The following is a 19,323-nucleotide window of genomic DNA, read 5'->3' on the forward strand; positions in this document are numbered from 1 at the left end:
GTCACCGCATGGCAGGGAATGCAGTAAAACAAGGACGGCCGGGAGGGGCCCATGCATGACGCCAAACAGCGCGCGTGTCACAGCGAGCACCGGGGGTGCGCGTGAATCGACGCGCCAACGACTTCGCGGCGGTTAGCGAACAAGCCCGTCTGCAAGGCCTGGTCGAGCAGGAACGCCAGGCAAGGCGTCGCGCCGAGACCCTGGCCGAGACCCGGCTGCAGGACGTCTACGCCAAGCAGAAACAGATCGAGCTGCTCAACACCATTGCCTCGACGGCCAACCAGTCGGACTCCATCGCGCATGTTCTGCGCTCGGCCCTCGCGGCCATCGGGCAGTACCTCGACTGGCCGGTGGGGCATGCCTATCTGACCCGACACGACGAAAACAGCGACTACAGAGAGCTGAACCCCACCGGCATCTGGCACCTCGCCGCCTCCGAGCCATTCACCGAGTTCCGCGAGAACACCGACAACATGCCCTTTGCCAGTGGCCACGGGCTACCCGGCCGGGTACTGGCGCACGGCGAACCGGCATGGATCGAAGACCTGGCCGCGGACGACAATTTCCCGCGGGCACCGCAGGCCGCCGCCAGCGGCCTGCGGTCCGGATTCGCGTTCCCGGTCATGGTCGGCCAGGAGGTCGCCTGCGTCCTCGAGTTCTTCGCCGCCAAACCCACCGCCACCGACCCCGACTTGCTGTGGCTGATGTGGCAGATCGGCGTGCAACTGGGCCGCGTGATCGAACGCAACCGCCACGAAGAACACCTGCTCCACAACGCCTCCCATGACCAGCTGACCGGGCTCCCCAACCGCCGCCTGTTCCACGACCGCCTGGCCCATGCCATTGCCCGGGCCACCCGCGAACCCTTCAACCTGTTCGCCGTGCTGTTCGTGGATATCGACCGCTTCAAGGTCGTCAACGACAGCCTCGGGCACCCGGCCGGCGACGAACTGCTGGTGCGGGTCGAGCGGCGCCTGCTGAACGCCCTGCGCCAGAACGACACCGTCTCGCGGCCCAAGGGGGGCGAGGCCAACCGCCCGGACGACACCCTCGCGCGCCTGGGCGGCGACGAATTCACCATCCTGCTGGAAGGCCTGCACGAGCCGGTGGACGCCCTGCGCGTGGCCGAACGCCTGCAGGCCGTGCTGCACGAGCCGTTCACCATCGCCGGGCAGGATATCTACGTCACCGTCAGCATCGGCATTGCCACCCGCCCCTACGGCCAGAGCTGCCCCGCCCGCGAGACCAACACGGCGGACGACCCCGCGCGCCCGGCCACGCCGGACGACCTGATGCGCGAGGCAGACATGGCGATGTACCGCGCGAAGTCACTGGGCAAGGCCCGCTGCGAGTTCTGCGACCCCGGCATGCAGACCCAGGCGCTGCAAAGTCTGGCCCTCGAGACCGACCTGCGCCATGCGGTGGAGCGCGGCGACTTCATCGTCCACTTCCAGCCCATCGTGTCACTCGGCGAGGACTGCATCACCGGCTTCGAGGGCCTGGTGCGCTGGCAGCGCAACGGCGCGCTGGTCGCGCCGGACGACTTCATCCCCATCGCCGAGGACACCGGGCAAATCCACCTGATCGACATGCAGGTGCTCTACACGGCCTGCTGTCAGCTGGTGCAATGGGGGATCGACCACCCCGAGATGCCGCTGACCATCAGCACCAACCTATCCGCCCGGCAGCTCACGCGCCCGGGACTGGTCGACGAGGTGCAGACGATTCTTGCCGGCACCGGGGTGCCGGCCTCCCAGGTGCGCCTGGAGATCACCGAGACCGCGACGCTCGGCAATCTCGACGAGCTGATCGAGACCCTGCACCAGCTCAAGGCCCTGGGCATCAGCCTGGCAATGGACGACTTCGGCACCGGCTACTCGTCACTCAGCTACCTGCACCGGCTACCGCTGGACATTCTCAAGATCGATCGCAGCTTCGTCTCCGGGCTGGACCACGACGAATACAGCCAGCGCCTAGTTCAGACCGTAATCCACATGGCCCGCAACCTGGGTCTGGAGGCCGTGGCCGAGGGCGTCGAAAGCCATACCCACGCCGCGACGCTGCGCGCCCTCGGCTGCACCCTGGCCCAGGGTTACTACTATTCCCCACCGGTGGACGCCGCCAGCGCCACGGCCCTGCTTTCCGGCGATGTCCTGGTGGGCTGTCGGTAGAACGACCGACGGCTGCATGAACTCGGAAAAGCATGGGGGTGCGTGTCACACGGCCTGCGGTGCCACCCCGCGCCGGCGCGCGATCACTTGACGCACCACCAGCTTTTCCAGCTCCACGATCACGAACACCGCCAGCCCGAAAGCCAGGATGCGCGCCCAGTCGTCCGCACCGATGGCGGTAGTCCCGAACAGCGTGTGCATCAGCGGGACATAGGTGAACGCCAGCTGCAGCACCACCAGCACCCCGATCGCCAGCCACATCGCGCGCGAGCGGAACAGCTCCCCGCCCGGTAGCACCGGCTGGTGAATCAGCCGCAGATTCAGCAGGTAGAACGCCTGTCCGGCCACCAGGGTGTTGATCGCCACCGTGCGCGCGACCTCGTCGGCGACCCCGGCAAGACTCTCCATGTAGACGAAGTGCCCGAAGGTGCCGGCCCACAGCAGCAAGGCAACGAACGGGATGCGCCACAGCAGGAAGCCGGACAGCAACGGGGCATTCGGCGCGCGGGGCGGGCGCTGCATCACCCCCGGCTCGGCGCGCTCGAAGGCCAGCGCCATCGCCAGCGTGACCGAGGTCACCATGTTGACCCACAGCACCTGCACCGGGGTCAGTGGCAGCGCCAGGCCCATCAGGATGGCCATCATGATGGTCAGCGACTGCCCGGCGTTGGTCGGCAGCATGTGCAGGATCGCCTTGCGGATGTTGTCGTAGACCGTGCGGCCCTCCTCGACCGCATGGGCGATGGACGCGAAGTTGTCGTCCGCCAGCACCATCTCCGAGGCCTCCTTGGCCGCTTCGGTACCCTTCCCGCCCATGGCCACGCCCACATCCGCGCGCTTCAACGCCGGGGCGTCGTTCACCCCATCGCCGGTCATGGCGACGATCCGTCCGCCCGTCTGCAGCGCCTTCACCAGCCGCAGCTTGTGCTCCGGCGAGGTCCGCGCAAAGACATCCGTGCGCTCCGCGATCTCCGCCAGCGCGGCATCGTCCAGCGCATCCAGCTCGTGGCCGGCACGCGCCTCGGCATCCCGCCCCAGCCCCAGCTGCTCACCGATCGCCCGCGCAGTGGCCAGGTGGTCCCCGGTGATCATCTTCACGTCGATCCCCGCCGCGCGACAGTCAGCCACCGCGCGGATGGCCTCCTCGCGCGGCGGGTCGATGATGCCCACCAGCGCCAGCAGGGTGAAGCCACCGGCCTCGAGATCGTCAAAACGCAGCTCGCCACCGTCCGCTTCGGCCTCGCGCACCGCGACCGCCAGCAAGCGCTGGCCACGGGCCGCCACCGCCTCCATCGCCGCGTGCCAGTGTTCCGGATCCAGCGCCTCGCGGGTCTCGCCATCCACCTGCTGCTGGTCGCAAAGCTCCAGCACACGCTCGGGCGCGCCCTTCAGGAAGATCCGCGCGTGCCCCTCGTGGTCGTGGTGCAGCGTAGCCATGTAGCGGTGATCCGACTCGAAGGGGATCACATCGATGCGCGGGTGGCGTTTGCTCTCCAGGTGCAGGTCGAGCCCGGCCTTGCGCGCCAGGGTAATCAGCGCGCCCTCGGTCGGGTCACCCTCCATCACCCAGTCGCCGTCCTTCTCGTAAAGCCGGGCGTCGTTGCACAACAGACCCGCGCGCAGCACCTCGCTCAACAGCGCGTCGTCGTCCGGGTCGATGTCCCGCTCGTCCTCGGAGAACTGACCCTGCGGCGCGTAACCCACGCCACTGACGAGGATCTCGCGGGTGGCCATACGCAGCGTCTGGGCGGTCATCTCGTTGCGCGTGAGCGTGCCGGTCTTGTCGGAACAGATCGCCGAGACCGAACCCAGGGTCTCCACCGCCGGCAGGCGGCGGATAATGGCATTGCGCCGCGCCATCTTCTGCACCCCGATGGCCAGGGCAATGGTCATGATCGCCGGCAATCCCTCGGGGATGGTGGACACCGCCAGGCTGGCCGCAGCCAGAAACATCTCGTCCAGCGGATAGCTGCGCACCCAGTAGCCGAAGGCAAACGTGGCCATCGAGATCACCACGATCACCGCGGCCAGCCAATGGCCGAACTGCTCCATCTGGCGCACCAGCGGCGTCTCCAGCCCCTCGACCTCGCCGAGCATGGTGGAGATACGCCCGATCTCGGTGTGCTCGCCGGACGCCACCACTACGCCCATACCGCGGCCAAAGGCGACCAGCGTGCCGGAGAAGGCCATCCCGCGGCGATCCCCCAGGTCCGCCTCCGGCTCTACCGCGGCGGTGTCCTTCTCCACCGCCACTGACTCGCCCGTCAGCACGGCCTCCTCGAGGCGCAGATTCTTGGTCTCGAACAGGCGCAGGTCCGCGGGCACCCGGTCCCCGGCCTGCAGGTACACGACGTCCCCGGGGACCAGCTGCTCCGCGGGGATCTCGCGCCGCTCACCGCCGCGCGCCACCAGCGCGCGCGGGGAGAGCATGCGGCGGATGGCATCCAGGGCCTTCTCCGCCTTGCCCTCCTGGACGAACCCAATCAGCGTGTTGATCAGGACCACGGCCAGGATCACGCCGGTATCCACCCAGTGACCCAGCAGCGCGGTCCCCAGCGCGGCTACCAGCAGGATGTAGATCAGGACATTGTGGAAATGGCGCAGGAAGCGCCGGAGAACACCCGCCCGTTCGGGCGGACGCAACTGATTGGGGCCGTAGTGCGCCAGGCGCTCCTCGGCCTGTTCTGCCGTCAGCCCCTCGCGCGAGGTCCCCCAGTGTTCGAACGCGGCATCCGCGTTCTGGCTGTGCCATGCCGGGACATCGCGATCCGCGCGGGGGGACTGGGGGTCGGAAAGTTCGGCCATGGGCAACCCATTCGCATGTCAGCGCTGCCCTATCGTCCCCCGGCACCCGGGGAACGGCAAGCCCCAGGGAAACCCTGATCGGTGTATCCCTGGATGCCTGCCTGCCGCATCGGCGAAAGGATCAGAACTGCATCCCGACCTTGCCCATCACGCGCATGTTGTCGGCATCCGCGCGGCGGCCGTCGAAACGGTCGTTCTCGGTGAACTGGTAGCGCGCCTCCAGCCCCAGGAACCACTGGCGATCCAGCTGGTACTTCAGGCTGCCGCCCACCTGGGCCGCCCACAGGCCGTTCGTCTCGTCGTCCAGTTCGGCCCGCACGTAACCGATGCCCGGACCGAAGCCCAGCGACAGACGTTCGTTCGGTTCGAACATCCAGTGGCTGTTGATCTCGGCGCTGGTCATCTTCAGTGGGTCGTCGCTGTAGCGGCTCACGCTGAAGTGATGACGCAGCACCCCGGTGGCCGGCTGAAACAACTGGCAGTTGGCACCGATCTCGACCCCATAGGCCGCATCCGAACTGGCATCGGAGAGATCCGGCGCAACCACCCCGCCCAGCAGGGCCACACTGGGCTCCATGCCGCGCTCGACCGCGCTGGCCTGCGCGAACGGCACCAGCACGAATGCACCCAGGGCCAACATCGACATCGTCTTCTTGTGCTGCATCGCACACCTCCTGATCAACATGAATAAGCAGACGCTAATGGTAGACCAGCATGGCGTGATCTTCATCACGCGCTCACGGAACGCGTGGCCCGGAATGGAATTTTCCTCCCCGCAGTTGCATCTCTCAGCCGAAGCTCGACCCCGGACGGGTTTTCCTGATCCCTGAAAAATTCAGGGGAACCCTCGGCGGCCGAAGGCCTCAAAGGGGGTGAACCCGCCCAACCCGAAAAGGCGAAGTTCGCTCTTCCAAGCAACAAGAAGAACCATCCACTCAGAAGCAAACGGAGGACCTCATGTCCGACCAACCGAATGCAAATCGTCGAAAGTTCCTGCGTCAGGCATCCGCGGCCGTGGCGGCCATCCCGGTGATCAGCATGGCTGGGATGTCCACGGCCAAGGCCGACAACCCCAAGGCCGAGGACGGCCATCGCCACGACTACGTGAACAATGCAGCAGACGCTGCCGGTCACGAGGACTACTCGGAAGGCGAGAAGTGCAAGAACTGCGCCTTCTGGGGCAGCGGTGACGCCGAATGGGGCCAGTGCTTCCACGCTGACTTCCAGGGCGTTCAGGTGAACGCCGCTGGCTGGTGTGACGAGTACGTCGGGGCCTGATCCTGACACCTCCGTCCGGTCCGGGTGTCCGGGCCGGACACTGGCCTCCCGCAGCGCTCCCCCGCTGCGACTTGCATCCCCGCCGCACCTCCCCGCAAGCTAGACCCTCAATTCCGTAAACCGGCCTCACCCTTGCCGAACGTGGCCGAAAGGAATGTGCGTGCCTGACCACTCATCCCGGCCGTCTCGCCGCATCGCCTCCGGCGACCCACGCCCCGACTCGCGAGTCGGCCGCTGATGGATCTCTCGCCCGCCGCTTTCACCATCCTCTACTTGGTCTACGGCCTGGCGTTTTTCTCGCTGGGCGTGATCGCCCTGGTCCTGCCGCGGGGCGATGGCACGCTGCCGTTTGCCCGGCATTTCTGGCTCCTGGCCCTGTTCGGCCTGGTCCATGGCACCTACGAGTTCCTGCAGGCCGCAGGCCTGCACTATCCGCCCGCCCGGGACCTGTGGCTCAACGCCACCTGGCAACTGCTCTCCTATGTGCCGCTGCTGGAATTCGGACGGCGCGCCCTGATCGCCAGCCATGCGCGCATCCGCCTGGATGCCCTGTGGCTGTACCCAGTCATCGTCGCCGGACTGCTGCTCGTCATCGGGATGGCGGAGGATCCGGGCCGCGGCCTCGCCAATGGCGGGCGCTACCTGGTCGGCTTCCCCGGCGCGCTGCTCGTCGGCCTGGCCTTCTGGTTCCTGCTGCGGCGCCCCGCCCTGCGCGCCCCGCAACCCGGCGATCATGGCCGCCACTATCCGGCCGTAGCCACCCTGGCACTGGCCTTCCTCGGCTATGCCCTGCTGACCCCGTTCCCGGGGACCGTCGATCCGGGGCTGCCCGGCTGGCTGCCAACCTATGGCGACTTCCTCGAGGCGACCGGGCTGCCGGTACAGCTGTTGCGCATGTTCACGGCCCTCCTCGCCGGCATCGCACTGATGAGCCTGACCCGTACCCTGGGCACCCAGCAGGGCGACGACCTGCTGCGCATCCTCGACACCATCAACGGCTTCGTCTATCGCTGCCGCAACAACCCGAGCTGGGACGTGATCAATGCCGAGGGCGCGCTCGAGGAACTCACCGGGTACCCGCGCGGGGATTTTGTCGAGGGCCGCATGACGTTCGGCGATCTGGTCCATCCGGATGATCGCGAACGGGTATGGCGCGAGGTCTCGGAAGGCCTTCAGCGCTCCGGTCAGTTTCAGATCCAGTGGCGCATGATGCGGCAGGATGGGGGGGTATGCTGGGTATTCGAACGCGGGGCCGGCACCTACGACGACCGGGGCCGGCTTCGGTACATCCAGGGCCACGTGATCGATGCCGACGAACTGGTCACCACCAGCGAGAGCCTGCGCGCCAAGACCGACGAACTGGAGGCCTTTCGCTCCACCCTCGATCTGACCCTGGACGCGGTCTTCCTGTTCGACGTCGAGACCCTGCGCTTCATCTACGTGAACCAGGGAGCAGTGGACCAGACCGGCATCCCGCGCGAGGAACTGCTGACCCTGCACCCCTTTGATATCAAGCCGGACTTCCCGGAAGGCCGCTTTCGTCAGCTGATCGAGCCGCTGCGCCGGGGCGTACGCGACCAGCTCCGCTTCGATACCAGCCACCGGCATCGCGACGGCTTCGATGTGCCGGTCGAAATCTCCCTGCAGATGGTGGCGCCCCGCGGCGAGACGGCCCGGTATGTGGCGATCTCGCACGACATCACCCAGCGCAAGCGCAACGAAGAGGCGCTGCTGCAGGCCCTGGCCGAGCTGGAGACCTCGCGCGACGAACAATCCCGCCTGCTGGAACTGACCCAGCGCGAACAGGGGCGCATGGCCGCTCTGCTCTCCGCGATGAGCATCGGCATCCTGTTCGAGGACCGCGACGGCCGCGTGGAATACGTGAACCCGGCCTTCCGCCGGATGTGGGCCATCGACAACCAACTGGAATTGGTGGGACGGGCCTCACGCGAGGTGCTGGAGCACTCCACCCACCGCTTCGCCCGGCCGGACCACGCCTCGCGCCATGTGCTGCACGTGCTGGATACCCACGAGATCAGCGAACGCTTCGAGGTCGACCTGTACGACGGGCGCATCCTCACCCAGGTCTCCTACCCGGTGCACGATACCGACGAGCGCACGATCGGCCGCCTGTGGCTGTACGAGGACGTGACCCACGAGCGCCAGACCGCCCAGCAGCTGGTCTATCTGGCCGAGCATGATGCCCTGACCGGGCTCTACAACCGCCATCACTTCCAGAAGCACCTGGAACACATGATCCACAGCGAACGCCGCCGCAGCGGCCGCTTTGCCCTGCTGTATTTCGATCTCGACGAATTCAAGACCATCAATGACACCTTCGGCCACCGCGCCGGAGACACCGTGCTGGTACGCGCCGCCGGCGAGATCGCGGCACTGGTGCGCAGCCAGGACATCTTCGCCCGCCTGGGCGGCGACGAGTTCGCGATCCTGGTCGACCGCGAATCGGATCAGGAACCGATCGAGCTGGCCGAACGCGTCGGCCGCGCGATCGCCTCGATCCCGTTCCGCTTCCGCGGCCAGAACTACCGGCTCACCGCCAGCATCGGCATCGCCCATTACCCCGAGCACGGTGACAACGTCGAAGATCTGGTGGCCCACGCGGACACCGCGATGTACCAGGCCAAGGACCTGGGCAAGAACACCTGGGCGGTATTCGACCGCAGCCGCAACACCGCCGAGCACATGCTGGAGCGGATGTCCTGGAGCCAGCGCATCGCTACGGCCCTGGAGCTGGGCCACCTGGAGCTGCACTACCAGGGGATCTACGCCATCAATGACGGCCACCTGCACCACCTGGAGGCCCTGGTGCGCATGCGCGACCCGACCAAACCCGACGAGATCGCCATGCCCGGCCAGTTCATCCCGATCGCGGAGAAGACCGGCCAGATCCTGGATATCGACCGCTGGGTGATCCGCGAGAGCATCGCCCGCCTGGCCGGCGACCCGACGATCGCCGGCATCGCGATCAACATCTCCGGGCGCAGCTTCGACGAACCCAGCCTTCCGCAGTACATCGCCCAGCAGCTGGAACAGCATGCGGTCGAACCCCGCCGGCTGATCATCGAGCTGACCGAGACCGCCGCGGTGTCCGAGATGCAGGACGCCCAGCGCTTCATCGAGGCGCTGCAGCACACCGGCTGCACCGTCTGCCTGGACGACTTCGGCTCCGGCTTCTCCACCTTCGCCTATCTCAAGTACCTGGGCGTGCAGATCCTCAAGATCGACGGCATGTTCGTGCGCGATCTGCCCAACAACCGCGACAACCAGGCCTTCATCCGCGCGATGGTCGATGTCGCCCGCGGTCTCGACAAACGCACCGTCGCCGAGTGCGTGGAAGACGGCCCGACCCTCACGATGCTGGCCGAACTGGGCGTGGACATGGCGCAGGGCTATCACCTGCACCGGCCATCCCTGGAGATCCCCCGCGAACGGAGCGACACGGAATAGAACCGGCGTTCCTTTCCGGAAAGCGGCTCAGTCCATCACTTCGACACGCTCAACGAGCTCCGCCCCACCCCCCTCGAAACGAAAGCCGACGGCATCCGTCGCGACCCGGAACTCGCCTTCCGCCTGTATCCAGCCCTGTTCCAGGACGCTCGCGTCGACCCGCTCGAACAGCCGCTGCAGCGCCAACGCAGTGGCACCCCGGGCCGCGTATTCCAGGCCGTGGCACTCCCATCCGGCACGGGCCGCATCCGCCAGTCTCCAGCCGGTCTCGACGAACCCGGCAATCCACAGCGCGCGCAGCACCCCGTCACCCCACTGCTGGCGCAACTGCGCCATCCCGGAACGCGTATCCGCGGCGGCCTCCACCGTCGCGACCAGCGATGCGGGCAACAGCTCGCGCCAGTCATCGCTCTCGAAAGCGCCCGGCATCAAATCCTCGTCGATAATCTGAACGAAGTCCGGGACCGGATCGGAACCCGTGCGCTGCGCCAGCTGGATCAATGCCCCGGCCTCGTCGCGATAACCGGACAGGGCAAACCCGCACAAGTGATGATCCACGATGTCGTGCACGAACACCGACGTCGGGATGCGCTCGCCGGCAAAGGGCGTCGCCGCGATCACGTCCGCGCCGCGTCCTGGCAGATCCAGCTTCCAGCCACGCACCCCAAAGCCATCCGCCCAGGATTCGGCGTAGTGCGCCGGGATGGCCACGCCACCCTCGTCCCCATCCTGTATACCCCGTTCGCGCGTCATTGGCTCGTCTCCGTACAAGGTGTCGTTCTTGCACTTTACCGACCGGTCAACTAGTGTGCAAAGACATGGAAGCCATCACACCCAACGACACCCGCGGTGCAAGCCGCGAAGCCCTGCTGCAGGCCGCCCGCGACCTCATTGTCACGCGCAGCTACGCCTCCGTCGGCATTGCCGAGATCTGTGCGCAGGCGGGCGTGCGCAAGGGCAGTCTGTACCACTTCTTCCCCGGGAAGGAGGCGCTCACCCTGGCGATGCTGGACGCGCTCTACGCGGACTTCGAGCGCGACGTGCTGATCCCCGGGCTGTCGGGCGCCAACGGGCTCCGCGCTCGCATCGACGCGTTCGTCCACGCGATCCATGCCTTCGAGGCGCGGATGCAGACGGAATCCGGACAGCTGCCCGGCTGCCCCTTCGGCAACCTGGCGGTGGAGATGGGTACCCACAACCCGGCCCTGCGCCAGGCGATCCGGAAGCACCTGGATGCGGTCACCGCACATTTTCGCGCCGTGCTGGACGCGGCCGTACAGAACGGCGAGCTTCCGCCCGAAACCGACACCGCGGCCGCCGCCGAACAGTGGCTGGCGCTGATGGAAGGGATCCTGGTGATGGCCAAGGCCGATCAGGATCCGACCACGATCCTGCGCCTGGGCCCCGCGCTCGGGGCGCTCCTGCTCAACCCGACCCCGGAGGTCCACCATGAGCGATGAACACTTCCCCCTGCATGACGCCGCCAGCGCCCCCGACGCGAAGCCGGCCTTCGAGCAGGCCGAGCAGACCTTCGGCATGGTCCCCAACCTGATCCGCAAGATGGCCAGCGCGCCAGCCCTGGCGGAGGCCTATCTGTCCCTCAATACCCTGCTGCAGCAGACCTCCATGAGCCCGACCGAGCAGTGCACCCTGCTGCTGACGGTCAGCCGCTATCACGAATGCGACTACTGCATGGCCGCGCACAGCATGACCGGCCGCATGACCGGCGTTCCGGACGGCGTGGTCGATGCGCTGCGCGAGGACCGACCGATCGACGACCCGAAGCTGGAGGCGCTGCGCCAGTTCACCCGCGCCATGATCGAACAGCGTGGCTGGGTCAACGAGGCCACCCAGCAGGCCTTCCTGGACGCCGGCTACACGCACCCGCAGATGCTGGAGGTGATCCTGGCGATCGGCCTGAAGACCCTGTCCAACTACACCAACCACATCGCCGGCACCCCGGTCGACGAGCCCATGGCCGGCGAGCGCTGGACGGCACCGGGCGCATAACCGCGCCGTCCCAATGTCCCCGAAGGAGAAACCAACATGAGCGAAGAAACCGCCGATCTTGTTGTCATCATGATCACCGGGCCGGAGAACAAGCGCCGTCTGCCGTCGGCCTTCTTTCTGGCGGCCACCGCCGCCGCAAGCGAACAGAACGTCATCATGTACTTCACCGGGCCGGCCACGGAACTGCTGAAAACCGGCGTCGCCGAGAACATCCATCCCATGGAGGGCGGCAAGAGCATCGCCGACTTCATGAAGAACGCCATGGACAACGGCGTCCAGATGATGGGCTGCCGGCAATCGCTTGAGCTGAACGGAATGGATGAATCGGATCTGGCCTACCCGGACCTCCCCTTGCTTACGCCCTCGCAGGCCTTGCCTTCGCTGGGGTCGGCCGGCAAAGTCCTGACCTGGTAATCACCCGAGGGGCCGCACCGGTGGCCCCTCTCCGACCGGAGGCGTACAGGGGCGTGCCGGACCATCGCAAGCGCATCCTCCTGCTGTCCGCCTATCGCGCCGACAGCCACGCGGCCTGGGCGGACTGGTTAACCAGCACCTTCGATGCGTTCGACTGGCGGCTACTGGAACTGCCGGGGCGCCACTTCCGTTGGCGCATCCGCGGCAACCCGATCTCCTGGCTGGACGAACTGGCGACCACGGAAGCCGACGCAGTCATCGCCACCTCGATGGTGGATCTCGCCACCCTGCGCGGACTCCATCCGCATCTCGCCGCCCTGCCGACGCTCTACTACGTGCACGAGAACCAGTTTGCCTATCCGCTGGGCCCGCAACAGGTGGATTCGGTGGACCCGCAGATGGTGCAGATCTATGCGGCGCTGGCCGCGGACCGCATCGCCTTCAACTCGGCGTTCAACCGCGACTCGTTCCTGGAAGGGATGGCGACCCTGCTCGGACGCATGCCGGATGCGGTACCTCCCGGGATACGGGACCGACTGACGCAGCGCAGCGCGATCCTCCCGGTGCCGATCCAGCCAACGGCCGTGGCCGGCGGCACTCGCGATCCGGGCCTGATCCTCTGGAATCACCGCTGGGAATACGACAAGGCCCCGGAGGTCTTTGCCGAGGCCATGCTGACGCTGGCCGGGTCGGGCGTGGATTTCCGTCTTGCCCTGCTGGGGCCGCGGCCGGCGAACGCCCCCGAACCCCTGCAAAAGCTGCGCGAGGCCCTGGGGAACCGGATCATCGCCGATGGCAAGCTGCCCCGCAGCGAATACGACGCGTTACTGGGCCGCGCAGGCATCGTCGTCAGTACCGCCCGGCACGAGTTCCAGGGCCTGGCAGTGCTGGAGGCCAGCGCCGCTGGTGCCACACCGCTGGTCCCGGATGCCCTGGCCTACCGCGAACAATACCCCGATGCCTGTCGCTACCCGCAAGGCGATGTCGACACGCTGACGCAGCGCCTGCAGGCATGGCTGCAACAAGGCGCCCCGCCCGCACCCGACGTCCGCGCGTGGACGCCGGGCCGATTGGAGCCGGACTGGAAAGGGATGCTGGACGACCTCGTTATGGGCGAGCGCAAGGGGTCACGGGTCAATCGCGGCTGACGACGACCCGATCCGACATCTCGTCCTCGGCCACGAACACCGGGCGGATCACGTCGCGGTAATTGCGGATGCGCTGCACGTAGTACACCGGCTGATACCCGCGCGCATAGCCGTAACGCAGATCCTTGTAGTAACGCTCCTCGGTCAGTAGCGGCAGGATCTCGCGCATGTCGGCCCAGCGATCCGGGTCCCGTCCCAGCTCGCGCGCCAGGCGGCGCGCATCCAGCAAGTGACCCCGGCCGATGTTGTAGGCCGCCAGCGCCAGGTAGGTACGATCCGGCTCGACGATGTCATCCGGCAGCAACCCGTGCTGACGCTGCAGGTAGCGGGCCCCGCCGTCGATGCTCTCCACCGGGTCCAGGCGATCCACGCCCAGCGACTCGGCGGTGCGACGGGTCAGCATCATCAGCCCGCGCACGCCCGTCGGGCTGCGCGCCTCCGGATCCCAGTGCGACTCCTGATAGGCCAGTGCAGCCAGCAGATCCGCGGGCAGATCCGTGCGCTCGGCCGCCTCCTCGAAGTGGGGATGGTACTGGGGCAGGCGATCCTCTATGCGCCGGTTCAGCGCGCGCAGGTCGACGAAGTCGAACTGGTTGATGTAGGCGTAATAGCGCTCGTCCACGAGGTCGCGCAGCTCGCGGCCACCGGCGCCCTGCATCCAGGTGGCGGCCAGCTCGGCGAGCTCGGCATGCTCCGGATCGACATACCACCCCAGCGCGCGCGGCGCGGACAGATCGAAGGCGATGTCGAGATGCGGGAAGGAGCGGCGGTTGTAACGCACGATGTGCGAATCAGCCACGGTGCAGCCGATCTCCTGCCGGGCGACCTGCGCCATCAGGCGCTCGGTTCCAATCTCGCGCACCTCGAACTCGACCGATTCCGGCAGTGCCTCCTCCAGGGTTTCGACGTAGCTGCTGCCGGCCGAGACGACCAGATCGACGCCCTCCAGCTCGTCCGTCGAACCCGGCAAGCCGGACAAGTCGCGATGGCAGACGACCTGCTCGCTCACCTCCATGTAGTGCGGACCGCGGCGAAAGCGCTCGTCACGCGACGGCAGATGGGTCAGACCCGCTGCCGCCATGTGCGCCGCGCCGGATTCGAGCGCATCGAGGACACCGGAAACCGAGTCGGCCATGACCCATTCCACCTTCCAGCCATGCGCCAGGGCAAAGCCTTCGACCAGGTCGTGCTCGGTGCCGGACGTCTCCAGATGCTGGTCAAAGTACCAGGTGGTGGGTGCGTTGCGGGTCACCACGCGCAGCGTTCCGGTCTCATCCACGGAGGCCAGGCGATCGCCCGCAGCCGCGTTGGAAACCATCGTTCCGGATTGCCCGTTCTCCGAACCACACCCGACCAGTAACGCCAGCAGGGCCGCCGGGATCAATGCCCGGAAGGCTCGCCCACAGCGCGCGGAGCGAGTGACCCGTCCCGTGCGCTTCGATTCTTCGGTCATACCGGTTTCCTTCCCGTCGGCAGCCGGCGTCAAACGCCAACCGATTCCATGACGGATCCATGAATGTCCGATACAGAGACTAGGGTTTTGCGGAATGGTTCTCAAAAATACCCACACTCGCGGGGTTGCAGAATCACCAAGCATCCGTTCACGGATGTTCGGCTCACCCGTGCCGGTGGGCACAAGGGCGACACGCCCTGTACAGTCGAAGTCCGGCCCATCGCCGAGCGAACGACCGCGGCCAGGAACAAGGCCCAAGGCTCCGCCCAACCCAGCGGGCATCCTTGAGGCCCAGGGCGACACCGATCAACAACTCGAGCGCGGGCATGCGCATCGATCGGTGACGCCCAGGGGGAACACCTCGACATCCGCGCGATCCAATCGCCCGTCACTTGCCAGGAGCGCGACAACATGCCCGTGGAATCCCTTCTTCTCCTCCTGCTCATCGGCGGCATTGCCGGCTGGCTCGCAGGCCTGCTGGTACACGGGTCCGGGCAGGGCATCCTGCTGAATATCGTGGTTGGCGTGATCGGCGCCTTCCTCGGCGGCTGGCTGTTCACCCAGCTCGGGGTGCAGGCAGCCGGACTGATCGGCAGCCTTGCCGCCGCCACCGTGGGCGCCGTGCTGCTGCTCGGTCTGCTTGGCTTGATCCGAAAGGCCTGATCCACCCGATCCAAGGAGTTCTCATGATCCAGATCCTCGGCATCATCCTGCTGGTTGGCGGCCTGATCGCCGCCCTGGTCGGTGTTCAGGACGCCTTCGGCATGCGCGAGCGCGCGGCGCGGCTGTTCCTTGGCCGCTTCACCCGGCGCACCCTCGCGCTGCTTATCGGTGGCGGCGTGGCCGCGCTGATCGGCCTGATCCTGATGACCTCGAAAATGTGATGCGGTTGGCGTGATCTTCCCGAGGCGGTAGGGTCCGCCTCGGGGGAGCCTGCGACCGACACCGGACGCGGCATCGCTGCGGCCCCCCTTGGAACAAAAAACGAGGGGAGACCGCATGACTCTGACACCGTCTCGCCGCCTGGCGCTCTCGATCGCCGTTAGCTCCGCCCTGTTTGCCGCCCCCGCAACCCTGATGGCCGCCGGCTTCTACATCCAGACGCAGGGCGCGTCCGGCCTCGGCCGGGCCCATGCGGGGGATGTCGCCGTCGCCTCAAATGCCTCCACCATCTACTTCAACCCGGCCGGCATGACCCGCCTGAAGGGCAACGAACTCCAGGCCGGTGTGCATCTGCTGATGCCCAACTCCGAGGTCAATCAGCGCAGCACCCAGATCCCCGGGCGCGACAGCAGCAACCCCTACGATCCGACCCCGGTGCCCAACCTGTACTGGGCACAGCAGTACTCCGACCGAGTCTGGCTGGGCTTCGGCCTCAGCGCCCCGTTCGGCCTGAAGAATGAGTACAACGACGACTTCTTCGCCCGCTACGACTCACTGGAATCCGACCTGCGCGTGCTCAATCTGCAACCGAGCATCGCGTTCGAGCTGACCGACCGGATCTCCATCGGCGGCGGCCTCGACCTGCAGTACGCCGATGCCACCCTGCGCAGCGCGACACCAGACCCGGCCGGTCTCAATCCGGACACCGACGGGACATTCGAACTCGAGGGCGACAACTGGGATGTCGGCTTCAACATCGGGATGCTGTTCGACCTGAGCGATGCGACCCGCCTGGGCATCCATTACCGTGAAGGCGTCACGCATACCCTCCAGGGCACAGCCACCGCAACGCTATCGACAAACGACCCCCTACGCGCCCAAGTAGGCGACACCATCGTTCAAGGTGGCCAGGCCGACCTGAAGCTGCCCGATATCGCCTCGATTGGCATTCGTCATCGCTTCAATGACCGCTGGACCGGCCTGGCCCAGTACACTTGGTTCAACTGGTCGAACTTCGACGAGATCCGGATCCAGTTGCCCCAGGGCAACGAGCAGGTGCTGGAACAGAACTACCGCAACAGCTACGCCCTGGCGGTGGGGGCCGAATACGCGATGAACTCGCGCTGGACCCTGCGTGGCGGCATCCAGTACGACCAGACCCCGACGCAGACCGACGGGCGCAGCACGCGCACCCCGGATGGCGACCGTACCTGGTTCTCCTTCGGTGCCAGCTACGCCAGCAGCGAGCGCTTCACCTTCGACCTGGGCTACAGCTACATCCACATCGCCAGCGAGGAGCTGGACATCACGCGTAACGGCGTGAGAATGCAGGGGACGACCAAGGGTCACGTGCACGTCCTGTCGGCCGCCATGCGCTACCACTTCTAGCGCCGAATCCGGGGCTGGGCATGCGCCCCGCCCCGTTCATCACCACTCCAGCTCCACTCCGCAGGCCGCCGCCAGGGCGCGTCGGTCGGCGTCGCTCAGGTCGCGCCGTCCGGCGTTGGCCTCGCCCAGGATCGCGTGCATCACCGCCGCCGGGTCGTCCACGTGCTCGATCCCCAGGGCGTGCCCCAGCTCGTGCGCCAGCGTCAGGCGCAGCTCGTCCGCGTCACTGGCCTTGAACACGGTGATGGAGCGCCGCGCGCCCTGCTGCTCGTAGACCGCCATGTCGAAGGCACCGGTCGCGCCGATCTCGCGGTTCAGTTCCGCGACCCGTTCGTTGAACCCATCGATCTCGCCCTCGAGGTCGCGGATCTCGCGGTTGAGCTCGTCGCGCCGACGCTCCAGCGTGCGGCGGCCCTGCTCCAGGTCGTCCCGCGCCGCATCCAGCGTCCGGCGCTGCCGTTCCAGCCGCTCGCGGTTCCCCGCGCTGTGCGCCATGCGTCCGGCATTCCAGGCGGCCACCGCCTCTTCGTACTCGCGCTGGCGCGCCTGAAGGTCCTCCAGGCGCCCCTGGTAGCCCGCGGCATCCGCTGCGAGCGCCGAGTGCCGGTGATCCAGACGCTCCTCGCGCTCGGCGATCCCCCGCTTGAGCCGGTCCAGCTCCGCGCGCGCCCGGTCGCGACTCTCGGCACCCGCCTGCCGCTCGTCGAACACCAGCCGCACCGGCATGCCCTCCCCCTCGCGCTGACGGAAAAGTGTTTCCGGCGTCGGCCCGTCCCACATGCTCACGGCCGCATCCAGGGCCGCCTGCACCGCGTCACGCTCCAACCGGAAGCGCCGGTCCACGGCCTCCAGATGCAGGGTGATGGGCACCTCGCAGCGCGGCGCGGCCAAGTGCGCATGCCCCGCGGAGCCGCCCGACAAGTGCCCCTCCTGCCACAGGACACCGCCCAGCGCGAGCGCCCCAACACCGCCGACCAGCCATAACGGTATTGCCATTACAGTTCCTCCTTCGCACACACCCAAGGTACCAGCCAACGGGCGCCGCCACCCGCGTTTGCCCCGTCATGACGCGCCAGGCACCATTGAACCCATTCGATACCCCCGATTCAGGAGACTGCCATGCTGCGCACCCTTCTTGCCGCCCTGCCGCTCGTTGCCCTGCCGCTCGTCGTCCAGGCCGAGACCCCGAACATCCAGCCCGGTCTCTGGGAAAACCAGACCACCATGATCATGGAAGGCATGGGCGGCATGCCGGACCAGACCGAGACCAGCACCGAGTGCGTCACCCAGGAAGACATCGACCGCGGCGAGAACATCATCGAGGCGCCGGAAGGCTGCACCCTGGACCACGTCGACATGAGCGCCGACCGCATGGACTACACCATGAGCTGCCCCGGCCCGCAGGGCGGACGCATGCAGATGGACGGCAGCATGCGCTTCATGGGTGACCGCGCCGAGGGCGAAATGACCAGCGAGATGGACACCCCCATGGGCCCGATGAACGTGCGCATGGAAATGCGCGGCCAGCGCATCGGCGACTGCTGACCCCCCGTATTCACCACGGAAGTCACAGAGGGCCGGAAAAGAAGAACGATCTGGAACGAGGCACAAGTACGGGGCGCGACTTGCGTCGCTTCAGCCCCCGGACTTTTCTTCGTGCCTTCGTGGTCGTCAAGCCCTGCGCCAGAGGAGGATCTGATTGTTGGCCGGCAGGTCGATGACCGCCGCGGGCTCGAGGCCGGCGGCCGTGGCGAGGGCATCCAGGTCGGCGCGGTCGCGCACGCCCATGCCCGGATCTTGCGCCCGCAGCATCTGGTCGAACCGGGCGTTGGACTCGGCGGTATGCGAACCGTCGTGGGCAAACGGGCCGTACAGCGCGAACAGCCCACCCGGCGCCAGCACCCGGGCCACGCCGGCAAACAGCGCCTCCACCGCCGGCCAGTGCATGATATGCACGGTATTCGCGCTGTAGACATACTCGAACGGCCCCTTCGGCCAGGCATCCCGTAGCACGTCCAGTTTCAGCGGGGGCCGCAGATTGGGCAGGGCCGCGTCGCGTCGCCAGGCCTCCACGCCCGGCAGGTTCTCTGCCACGTCACTGGGATACCAGTCGAGATGCGGCAAAGCCGCGGCGAAATGCGCCGCGTGCTGCCCGGTGCCGGCGCCGATCTCCAGCACCCGTCCATGCGCAAGGAACTGCTCGCGCAGCTGGGCCAGGATCGGCGCGCGGTTTTGATCCGCGGCCGGGGCATAGGGCTTGTCGGAGGTCATCGCAGCGATCCGTTCACGGGGGACAAGGCGGTAT

17 protein-coding genes are annotated in these 19,323 nt (G+C 67.1%); 11 read left to right on the forward strand and 6 right to left on the reverse strand.

The window, feature by feature from the left end:
* Positions 1 to 95 precede the first annotated feature (95 nt).
* Positions 96 to 2,171, forward strand: a complete 2,076-nt coding sequence (locus tag D573_RS0106520; RefSeq protein WP_018937997.1) for a bifunctional diguanylate cyclase/phosphodiesterase — start codon at positions 96 to 98, stop codon at positions 2,169 to 2,171.
* Positions 2,172 to 2,216: 45 nt separating this feature from the next.
* Here the strand turns inward: D573_RS0106520 and D573_RS0106525 are convergent, their stop codons facing one another.
* Together D573_RS0106525 and D573_RS0106530 are read right to left on the reverse strand one after the other, a co-directional pair.
* Positions 2,217 to 4,976, reverse strand: a complete 2,760-nt coding sequence (locus D573_RS0106525) for a cation-transporting P-type ATPase (RefSeq protein WP_018937998.1) — start codon at positions 4,974 to 4,976, stop codon at positions 2,217 to 2,219.
* 121 nt (positions 4,977 to 5,097) lie between these two features.
* On the reverse strand, positions 5,098 to 5,640 hold the full coding sequence (locus tag D573_RS0106530; RefSeq protein WP_018937999.1) for a hypothetical protein: 543 nt from the start codon (positions 5,638 to 5,640) through the stop codon (positions 5,098 to 5,100).
* Between the two features lie 293 nt (positions 5,641 to 5,933).
* Between D573_RS0106530 and D573_RS0106535 the strand changes: the two genes are divergently transcribed.
* On the forward strand, positions 5,934 to 6,254 hold the full coding sequence (locus D573_RS0106535; RefSeq protein WP_018938000.1) for a high-potential iron-sulfur protein: 321 nt from the start codon (positions 5,934 to 5,936) through the stop codon (positions 6,252 to 6,254).
* Positions 6,255 to 6,491: 237 nt separating this feature from the next.
* Positions 6,492 to 9,722, forward strand: coding sequence for an EAL domain-containing protein (locus D573_RS0106540; protein WP_018938001.1), 3,231 nt, complete (start codon positions 6,492 to 6,494; stop codon positions 9,720 to 9,722).
* A 27-nt stretch (positions 9,723 to 9,749) separates the two neighbouring features.
* Here the strand turns inward: D573_RS0106540 and D573_RS0106545 are convergent, their stop codons facing one another.
* Positions 9,750 to 10,475, reverse strand: a complete 726-nt coding sequence (locus tag D573_RS0106545) for a hypothetical protein (RefSeq protein ID WP_018938002.1) — start codon at positions 10,473 to 10,475, stop codon at positions 9,750 to 9,752.
* A 65-nt stretch (positions 10,476 to 10,540) separates the two neighbouring features.
* On the opposite strand from D573_RS0106545, the gene D573_RS0106550 reads away from it, so the two are divergent.
* From D573_RS0106550 to D573_RS0106565, 4 genes are read left to right on the forward strand one after another with little or no spacing between them, the layout of a single operon-like run.
* Positions 10,541 to 11,182 carry a TetR/AcrR family transcriptional regulator gene (locus D573_RS0106550; RefSeq protein WP_018938003.1) on the forward strand — a complete coding sequence of 214 codons (642 nt, stop codon included), beginning with the start codon at positions 10,541 to 10,543 and terminating at the stop codon, positions 11,180 to 11,182.
* Positions 11,172 to 11,732 carry a carboxymuconolactone decarboxylase family protein gene (locus D573_RS0106555; protein ID WP_018938004.1) on the forward strand — a complete coding sequence of 187 codons (561 nt, stop codon included), beginning with the start codon at positions 11,172 to 11,174 and terminating at the stop codon, positions 11,730 to 11,732. Before D573_RS0106550 ends, D573_RS0106555 begins: the two co-directional genes overlap by 11 nt.
* A gap of 36 nt (positions 11,733 to 11,768) precedes the next feature.
* Positions 11,769 to 12,146 (forward strand): DsrE family protein, encoded by a 378-nt coding sequence (locus D573_RS0106560; RefSeq protein WP_018176524.1) that lies wholly within the window; start codon positions 11,769 to 11,771, stop codon positions 12,144 to 12,146.
* Positions 12,147 to 12,199: 53 nt separating this feature from the next.
* Entirely contained in the window at positions 12,200 to 13,294 is a 1,095-nt protein-coding gene (locus D573_RS0106565; protein ID WP_018938005.1) for a DUF3524 domain-containing protein, read from the forward strand.
* On the opposite strand, the gene mltF is transcribed toward D573_RS0106565, so the two are convergent.
* Positions 13,281 to 14,747 (reverse strand): membrane-bound lytic murein transglycosylase MltF, encoded by a 1,467-nt coding sequence (gene mltF, locus D573_RS0106570; protein WP_018938006.1) that lies wholly within the window; start codon positions 14,745 to 14,747, stop codon positions 13,281 to 13,283. The genes D573_RS0106565 and mltF overlap by 14 nt on opposite strands.
* Positions 14,748 to 15,158: 411 nt before the next feature.
* On the opposite strand from mltF, the gene D573_RS0106575 reads away from it, so the two are divergent.
* The 3 genes from D573_RS0106575 to D573_RS0106585 all read left to right on the forward strand — a co-directional run bounded on the left by D573_RS0106575 (position 15,159) and on the right by D573_RS0106585 (position 17,018).
* The gene (locus D573_RS0106575; RefSeq protein ID WP_018938007.1) at positions 15,159 to 15,410 is read left to right on the forward strand and encodes a GlsB/YeaQ/YmgE family stress response membrane protein; all 252 of its coding nucleotides are present in this window, start codon (positions 15,159 to 15,161) and stop codon (positions 15,408 to 15,410) included.
* Between the two features lie 23 nt (positions 15,411 to 15,433).
* Complete coding sequence (locus tag D573_RS0106580) at positions 15,434 to 15,631, forward strand: DUF3185 family protein (RefSeq protein WP_018146324.1); 198 nt, start codon at positions 15,434 to 15,436, stop codon at positions 15,629 to 15,631.
* Between the two features lie 115 nt (positions 15,632 to 15,746).
* The gene (locus D573_RS0106585) at positions 15,747 to 17,018 is read left to right on the forward strand and encodes an OmpP1/FadL family transporter (protein ID WP_018938008.1); all 1,272 of its coding nucleotides are present in this window, start codon (positions 15,747 to 15,749) and stop codon (positions 17,016 to 17,018) included.
* A gap of 39 nt (positions 17,019 to 17,057) precedes the next feature.
* On the opposite strand, the gene D573_RS0106590 is transcribed toward D573_RS0106585, so the two are convergent.
* Complete coding sequence (locus tag D573_RS0106590; protein ID WP_018938009.1) at positions 17,058 to 18,014, reverse strand: matrixin family metalloprotease; 957 nt, start codon at positions 18,012 to 18,014, stop codon at positions 17,058 to 17,060.
* 123 nt (positions 18,015 to 18,137) lie between these two features.
* Here D573_RS0106590 and D573_RS0106595 point away from each other — a divergent pair, with 123 nt between their 5' ends.
* Positions 18,138 to 18,563 carry a DUF3617 family protein gene (locus D573_RS0106595; protein WP_018938010.1) on the forward strand — a complete coding sequence of 142 codons (426 nt, stop codon included), beginning with the start codon at positions 18,138 to 18,140 and terminating at the stop codon, positions 18,561 to 18,563.
* Between the two features lie 126 nt (positions 18,564 to 18,689).
* Here the strand turns inward: D573_RS0106595 and D573_RS0106600 are convergent, their stop codons facing one another.
* Positions 18,690 to 19,289, reverse strand: a complete 600-nt coding sequence (locus tag D573_RS0106600) for a DUF938 domain-containing protein (RefSeq protein WP_018938011.1) — start codon at positions 19,287 to 19,289, stop codon at positions 18,690 to 18,692.
* Positions 19,290 to 19,323: the final 34 nt, after the last annotated feature.

The organism is Thioalkalivibrio sp. AKL9, assembly GCF_000377825.1.
GTDB classification, from domain to species: Bacteria; Pseudomonadota; Gammaproteobacteria; order Ectothiorhodospirales; family Ectothiorhodospiraceae; genus Thioalkalivibrio; species Thioalkalivibrio versutus.

Coding starts and splice junctions, on each gene's coding strand:
- D573_RS0106525 (WP_018937998.1), bottom strand. CDS start 4,976: ATGGCCGAACTTTCCGACCCCCAGTCCCCCCGCGCGGATCGCGATGTC.
- D573_RS0106530 (WP_018937999.1), bottom strand. CDS start 5,640: ATGCAGCACAAGAAGACGATGTCGATGTTGGCCCTGGGTGCATTCGTG.
- D573_RS0106535 (WP_018938000.1), top strand. CDS start 5,934: ATGTCCGACCAACCGAATGCAAATCGTCGAAAGTTCCTGCGTCAGGCA.
- D573_RS0106540 (WP_018938001.1), top strand. CDS start 6,492: ATGGATCTCTCGCCCGCCGCTTTCACCATCCTCTACTTGGTCTACGGC.
- D573_RS0106545 (WP_018938002.1), bottom strand. CDS start 10,475: ATGACGCGCGAACGGGGTATACAGGATGGGGACGAGGGTGGCGTGGCC.
- D573_RS0106550 (WP_018938003.1), top strand. CDS start 10,541: ATGGAAGCCATCACACCCAACGACACCCGCGGTGCAAGCCGCGAAGCC.
- D573_RS0106555 (WP_018938004.1), top strand. CDS start 11,172: ATGAGCGATGAACACTTCCCCCTGCATGACGCCGCCAGCGCCCCCGAC.
- D573_RS0106560 (WP_018176524.1), top strand. CDS start 11,769: ATGAGCGAAGAAACCGCCGATCTTGTTGTCATCATGATCACCGGGCCG.
- mltF (WP_018938006.1), bottom strand. CDS start 14,747: ATGACCGAAGAATCGAAGCGCACGGGACGGGTCACTCGCTCCGCGCGC.
- D573_RS0106575 (WP_018938007.1), top strand. CDS start 15,159: ATGCCCGTGGAATCCCTTCTTCTCCTCCTGCTCATCGGCGGCATTGCC.
- D573_RS0106580 (WP_018146324.1), top strand. CDS start 15,434: ATGATCCAGATCCTCGGCATCATCCTGCTGGTTGGCGGCCTGATCGCC.
- D573_RS0106585 (WP_018938008.1), top strand. CDS start 15,747: ATGACTCTGACACCGTCTCGCCGCCTGGCGCTCTCGATCGCCGTTAGC.
- D573_RS0106590 (WP_018938009.1), bottom strand. CDS start 18,014: ATGGCAATACCGTTATGGCTGGTCGGCGGTGTTGGGGCGCTCGCGCTG.
- D573_RS0106595 (WP_018938010.1), top strand. CDS start 18,138: ATGCTGCGCACCCTTCTTGCCGCCCTGCCGCTCGTTGCCCTGCCGCTC.
- D573_RS0106600 (WP_018938011.1), bottom strand. CDS start 19,289: ATGACCTCCGACAAGCCCTATGCCCCGGCCGCGGATCAAAACCGCGCG.